Below are 6,636 nucleotides of genomic sequence, written 5' to 3'. Positions count from 1 at the left end.
TCATAGGCCTTTTTTTGCGAAGCAACAATGTCTTATATAAGACATATGTATGAATTTTTATTTATATTTATCAATGACTTGTCGCATGCATATCGCGATGTGAGAAATTATTTCTTAAAATGGAAGATTTCATTGAAATGAACACACGTTGATTTTCACAATACGGAAAAATAATTTCGCATCATGAAAATTTGTCTGTCACTCCCTCGAAAATCTGGCATGAAAAATTTATCTTCCAATGCATCTGCAATGCACTGCAGCAATTGATTCAATCTACAATAGATGCCAACTTGGTTTTTCCGAGACCGGTATCGATGCATTATCCAAGTATTTATATTTTTCTTGTGACCTAAGACACATTATGAAATTCAATCAAGTTCCTCTTGTTACACGGGGCGTCTCCGATTGCGGCAGATGCAAAGCGCGTGAAAACTCGCTGTTTTCCGATTGCACCGAGGAAGATTTTCGCCTGATTCAGGCACCTATTGAAGATTTCCGCTTCACTCCCGGTGCGGTGATATATAAGCAGGGCGATAAAGCCAATGGCTTGTATTCGATTCGCAGCGGCATGGTCAAATTGAATCGTTTGAATGCCGATGGCACCCAGCGCATCCTGCGCATCCTGCGTACCGGCGACATCATCGGACTCGAAGCCAGCCTTAGCCGGCACTACGAAAACGACGCGATTGCCATCAATACGGTGACCGCCTGCCGGATTCCGATCGAAGTCATTGAATGCCTGGATCGCGAGTCGCCCCGCCTGCGCCGCAAGCTGATGATGAAATGGCATGAAACCGTGCTTGAGGCCGATCAATGGTTCGGCGAACTCACCAACGGCCTGGCGCGCGTGCGCATGGCCCGGCTGCTATTAAAGATGCGTAACTCAGAAGAATCCGATGTGTCGTCACTATTTTCGCTGGAAGACATAGGCTCGGTGCTGGGCATGACCATCGAAACCGCCAGCCGCATTATCAACACGCTACTGCGCGAAGGAAAAATCAGGCGCATCAATGGCGGCGACCGTCACTATCAAATCGATATCGCGGCACTGGAGCAGGAATCGCAATCCAGCGCGTTGTAATTCGGAGCGTTGCGATAACCGGCGCGATCTCCGCCGTTGCGCGCTTGCCGCATTGCAAACGCGAAGTTTCACGTTCTGTTTGACGATCCTGTCCCGGCGCATCGGTGCCAAACTGGCACGCGTTACTGTTGCAACATCACCGCTTCAGAGCGGATTTATCCAATCCGGGCATCCTCAAACCGGTTGTGACAGCTGGTAAAATTCAGCCATTCGCCATCCCGGCGCGCAAGCGCAATTTCCATGCCAAACGCACTGTCAAAACGCCTGCCCACATTCTCTGGAAAACCCCTTGTGCGGCGTTTGCTGATTGGACTCGGAGCCATCGTGGTGCTGATAGGCGCCATCGGTCTGTTTGCGTATTTCGCCCTGCCCGGCATTCTCAAATCCCAGGCGGAACAATGGATTTCCGACACGCTGCACCGCAAAACCACCATTGGCAGGATAGAAATCCACCCTTACGCACTGGCAGTGACGGTACATGACTTCAAACTGATGGAGCCGGAAGGCAAGATCGTGTTTGCTGCCTTCGACGCACTGACAGTGGATCTTTCCTACCAGTCGATACGACGCCTGGCTCCGGTGGTGCAGGAAGCACGGCTGACGAAACCGTATCTGCATGTGGTGCGCACCGATGCGCACCGCTACAACATCGATGACATCAATGAACTGATCGCGCGTCAGCCGCCGCCGCCGGAGCCGGCGCGCTTCGCGGTCAACAACATCCAACTGGAAGACGGGCGGATCGAATTCGAGGATAAACCGGCCAAGGCATCCCACACTATCGCCAACCTCCGGCTCGGAGTGCCTTTCATCTCCTCGCTGCCGTCCCAGGTGCAAATATTTGTCGAGCCGCTGCTCAGCGCCATGGTGGATGGCACGCCGCTGCTGATCAAGGGCCGGGCCCGGCCCTTTGCCGAGCCGAAGGATGCGGTAGTGGATCTGAATCTGGACAACCTGGACCTCACCCGTTATCTGGAATATCTGCCCGAGCAGGTGCGCCTGAAAATACCGAGCGCCCGGCTTGATCTGCATCTGACTGCCAGCTTTCAGCAGCACAAGGACAAGGCTGCGGCCCTGATGCTGAGAGGCCAGGCCGCAATCAAGTCGCTGCAGGTCACAGAACCGAACGGCAAACCGGTCCTGAAGCTGCCTGAACTGGCCCTGACCCTGGGCGACACGAATCCGTTCAGCGGCCGCATCGAAGTGACGCGCATGGCCCTGAGCGGATTGGAGGCGGACGTCAGCCGCGACCGCAATGGCCGGCTCAATCTGCTGCGTCTGCTGGCGCCGCCAGCCCCGCTAACGGCTGTCAAACCGCTGGCGGCATCGACCGCAACGGCAAAACCGGCATCCACCGCATTGCAATTTATGCTGGGCGAACTCGACATTCGCGGCGCGGCGCTGCGCTACAGCGACGAGCAGCCGGCCAGCCCGCTGCATGCAGGCGTCGAAAAACTCGATATGGCAATCCGCAAAGTGGTGCTGGACATGGATCAACGGACAGTGAACGTGAGTGAAATTGCCTCGGACAGCGCGAACTTCCTGCTGCGCCAGGACAAACCGGCAACAGCGGCAGCCAAGGCGGCGAAAACCTCGGATGCCGCATCCGATGCAAAACCGGCCATCAGTGCCGGCAAGCCCTCTGCCAAGGCCGCCGATGGCGCTTATGCCATCAATGTGGGCCGGGTCGCCATCGACAACTGGTCTGCCCGCCTGGAAAACCACAGCCTGCCGCAGCCGGTGGTAACGGTCATCGCGCCGCTGCACCTCGCGCTGCAAGACGTGTCGAGTGCGCCGTCTTCGCGCATGCCGATCAAACTGAAGGCTTCGGTCAATAAAACCGGCCAAATGATCCTGAACGGCAATGTCGGCCTGGCGCCGCTCCATACCGAACTGGCGCTGGACCTGAAGAGCGTCGATCTGATGCAGTTGCAGCCGTATTTCACCGAGCAGGTAAACATCCTGCTGACGCGCGCCAGCCTGTCCGGCAAGGGCGCGCTGCAACTGGATCAAGCCCCGGATGGCGCCTTGAAAGGCGGCTTCAAGGGCGACATGACGCTGGGCAACGTAGCCACGGTGGACAAGATCAGCGCCAATGATTTCCTGCGCTGGAAGTCGCTGTTCTTCGGCGGCGTCGACCTTCGGCTGGCGCCGTTCGGGCTGACGGTGGACCAGGTTGCGCTGAGCGACTTCTTCGCCCGCGTCATCATCGACCCCAGCGGCCGCATCAATCTGCAGGATGTCAGGCGCAGCCATCCGGGCGACGAGAAAAGCGTGACCGAGGCGAATGCCGGCTCTGCCGCCACGCCCCCTGTCAAAGCGGTGGCACCGGCAACCAAGCCCGACAGCAAGGCGCCGCTGGTCACTATCCGCAAACTGACCCTGCAAGGGGGCAAGGTGCGCTTCACCGACAACTTCATCAAGCCCAACTACACCGCCAATCTGATGGATTTTGGCGGTGTCGTGGCGGGACTGTCGTCGGACCCGGCCACCAATGCCAGCGTGGACCTGCACGGCCAGGTCAACAGCGCACCGCTATCGATCGCCGGCCGCATCAATCCGCTGAAGGGCGATCTCTCGATGGATATCCAGGCCAAGGTGCGCGGCATGGAACTGGCGCCGTTATCGCCCTATTCCGACAAATATGTCGGCTATGGCATCGAAAAGGGCAAACTCTCCTTTGAAGTAGCCTACGCAATCAAGAACCGCACGCTCACCGCGCAAAACCGGCTGATCCTGGAACAGCTCACCCTGGGCCAAAAGGTCGATAGCCCGAGCGCCACCAAATTGCCAGTGCAGTTTGCGCTGGCCCTGCTGCGCGACCGCAACGGCGTCATCGACATCAATCTGCCGATCGGCGGCTCGCTCGACGATCCCCAGTTTTCCGTCGGCGGCATCATCGTCAAGGTGATCGTCAATGTCATCACCAAGGCAATTACCGCACCGTTCGCGCTGCTCGGTTCGCTGTTCGGCGGCAGCGAAGAGCTGTCCTGGCTGGCATTCGATCCGGGCCATGCCAACATTGCCCCGGCAGCCGAAGCCAAACTGCAAAACCTGGCCAAGGCGCTGGCGGACCGGCCGGCGCTGAAGCTGGAAATCACCGGCCGCACCGACTCCGAAACCGACCGCACAGGCTTGCAGCGCGCCTCCATCGAGCGCAAGGTACGCGCTCTGAAGCTCAAGGATCTAGTGGCTCGCGGCGAATCGGCAGAGACGAGCGACATCGTCGTCAAACCGGAAGAATATCGGGCACTGCTGACGCGGGTGTACAAGAGCGAAAAATTCCCCAAGCCGCGCAACGTGATCGGCTTGCAGAAAGATTTGCCGGTAGACGAAATGGAAAAGCTGATGATCGCCAATACGCTGGTGAGCGACGACGATCTGACCGCCCTCGGCAACCGGCGCGCCCAGGCAGTGAAGGAATGGCTACTGAAGAGCGGCCAGGTAAGCGACGAGCGCATCTTCATTCTGGCCTCCAAGCCGGGGGCAGAGGACGCCAAAGACAAGAGCGTCGGCACCAATCTGGGCAGAGTGGATTTTTCGCTGAAATGATTACGCCGGCATGACTTAATTGAGCTTGAAATATCCGCAAGTCCTTGTAAGGTGGTAGTTAAAGGAGGCCGTATGTCGATCGCTTCGCAGGAACTGGAACAGACGGTGGCCGAACTGACGGCGTCCGGCAGGGGAATTCTGGCCGCCGATGAAAGCACCGGCACCATCGAGAAACGGTTCAAGCAGATCAACGTGGCGTCCACGGAAGAGTCCCGGCGCGATTATCGGGAGATATTGTTCTCCACTCCCGGACTGGGTGAATGCATTAGCGGCGTGATCCTGTTCGAGGAAACTCTGAAACAAAATAACGCTGCGGGCGTTCCTCTGCTGCAATTACTGACCGCGCAAGGCATTGTGCCCGGTATCAAGGTCGATGGCGGCCTGGTGCCGCTGGCCGGATTTTCCGGAGAAAAAATAACCCAGGGCTTGGATGGCCTGCCGCAACGGCTGGCCGAATACCGGCGGATGGGTGCACGTTTTGCCAAGTGGCGTGCGGTAATTGCCATCGACGCCGGCATCCCGACCCCGCAGGCAATTTCGGCCAATGCACATCTGCTGGCGCGCTATGCAGCCATTTGCCAGGAGCTCGGGCTGGTGCCTATCGTCGAGCCAGAGGTATTGATGGACGGCGATCACACGCTGGCGACCTGCGCACGCGTAACTGAAAATGTGCTGCATGCGGTATTTCACGCATTGCACCAGCAACGCGTCCGGCTGGAGTGCCTGCTCCTGAAACCCAATATGGTCGTGCCTGGCAGCGCCTGCCCCGAACAAGCCACACCGCAACAGATAGCGCAGGCAACTCTCAACTGCCTGCGACGCACGGTGCCGGCGGCAGTGCCCGGAATTAATTTCCTGTCCGGCGGACAGAGCGATACGGCTGCCACGGCCAATCTCAATGCGATCAATCTTGCAGCACAGCCGTGGAGCTTGAGTTTTTCCTACGGCCGCGCACTGCAGGCTCCGGTCCTGCAGGCGTGGCGCGGCGAATCCGCGAACAAGGTCAGCGCGCAGCAAGCGCTTTACCGGCGGGCGCGCCTGAATAGCCTGGCGTGCCGGGGCCGGTACACCGCCGACATGGAGATCGAATCAACTCCTGCATGAATAATTATCGCTCCCGCCCCCATATCAGCCGCTATTTCCGGCCATTTTTTCGCTTCGTTTCGCGCAGAACCGGCCAAAATGAGGAAAGCGGCATGGCACGCAGTTGATTGAGGTCAACTGTCTCGCATACTCAGCCGATCACACCGCATAACGGATATCAAAAAACGCGTCATCATGGCAGACTGAAACTGTTTTAAAAGCGAAGGTATTTTGGCTTGCCATGAAACGGGCATTACTACACCCGATACAACACCCGGTTCAGGACCGGCAACAAAAACGATTGTCATGGTGAATCAAATCACCGAACATGTAGTTACGATTCCGGCATTTTCAGAGGAGGTCAACCATGCAAACTGTCGCACATATCCTCAAATCCAAAGACAATCAGGCAGTATGGAGCATTGCTCCCACGGCGATGGTGCTGGAAGCCATCAAATTATTGGCAGAAAAGGGCATCGGGGCGCTGCTGGTAATGGAGGGGGAGCAGGTCGTCGGCATCGTTACCGAGCGCGACTATGCCCGGAAAGTCCATATCAAGGGGCGCTTGTCGGACAACACCCCGGTCAGCGACATCATGACTTCCCCTGTGATGTATGTACGCCCCGATCAAACCAACGAGCAATGCATGGCGCTGATGACCGAAAATCGCTTGCGGCACTTGCCGGTCATGCACGAAGGCAAATTAATCGGCCTCATCTCGATCGGCGATCTGGTCAAAGACATCATCTCCGAACAGCAGTTCATCATCCAGCAACTGGAGCACTACATCATGGGCGAGCGCTTCTGAGAGCCGGGCATCAGGGCTACGGCAATTGCGATTAGCACGCCGCTTACCAACCTGAGTATATTTAAATATCGCAATAAAATATGCTAGAAATAGCATTAAAAATAAAGTACAA

General features: G+C 57.0%; 4 protein-coding genes. All 4 read left to right on the top strand.

Annotated features, from left to right (window positions below; all coding sequences use genetic code 11):
• Window positions 1–361 precede the first annotated feature (361 nt).
• The 4 genes from HMCN_RS0116730 to HMCN_RS0116710 all read left to right on the top strand — a co-directional run bounded on the left by HMCN_RS0116730 (window position 362) and on the right by HMCN_RS0116710 (window position 6,524).
• Complete coding sequence (locus HMCN_RS0116730) at window positions 362–1,081, top strand: Crp/Fnr family transcriptional regulator (RefSeq protein ID WP_025918455.1); 720 nt, start codon at window positions 362–364, stop codon at window positions 1,079–1,081.
• Window positions 1,082–1,372: 291 nt separating this feature from the next.
• Window positions 1,373–4,633 carry a DUF748 domain-containing protein gene (locus tag HMCN_RS0116720; protein ID WP_238552224.1) on the top strand — a complete coding sequence of 1,087 codons (3,261 nt, stop codon included), beginning with the start codon at window positions 1,373–1,375 and terminating at the stop codon, window positions 4,631–4,633.
• A gap of 72 nt (window positions 4,634–4,705) precedes the next feature.
• Window positions 4,706–5,737: a class I fructose-bisphosphate aldolase gene (locus HMCN_RS0116715; protein WP_025918453.1), complete on the top strand. Its 1,032-nt coding sequence runs from the start codon at window positions 4,706–4,708 to the stop codon at window positions 5,735–5,737.
• A 346-nt stretch (window positions 5,738–6,083) separates the two neighbouring features.
• Window positions 6,084–6,524, top strand: a complete 441-nt coding sequence (locus HMCN_RS0116710) for a CBS domain-containing protein (RefSeq protein WP_025918452.1) — start codon at window positions 6,084–6,086, stop codon at window positions 6,522–6,524.
• The last annotated feature ends 112 nt before the right edge of the window (window positions 6,525–6,636 follow it).

Origin of the sequence: Herminiimonas sp. CN (assembly GCF_000622895.1) — a bacterium.
In the GTDB taxonomy this organism is placed as follows: domain Bacteria; phylum Pseudomonadota; class Gammaproteobacteria; order Burkholderiales; family Burkholderiaceae_D; genus AVCC01.
Note: the sequence above shows the minus strand (reverse complement) of the source record. Positions and strands in the feature narration are given on the sequence as shown.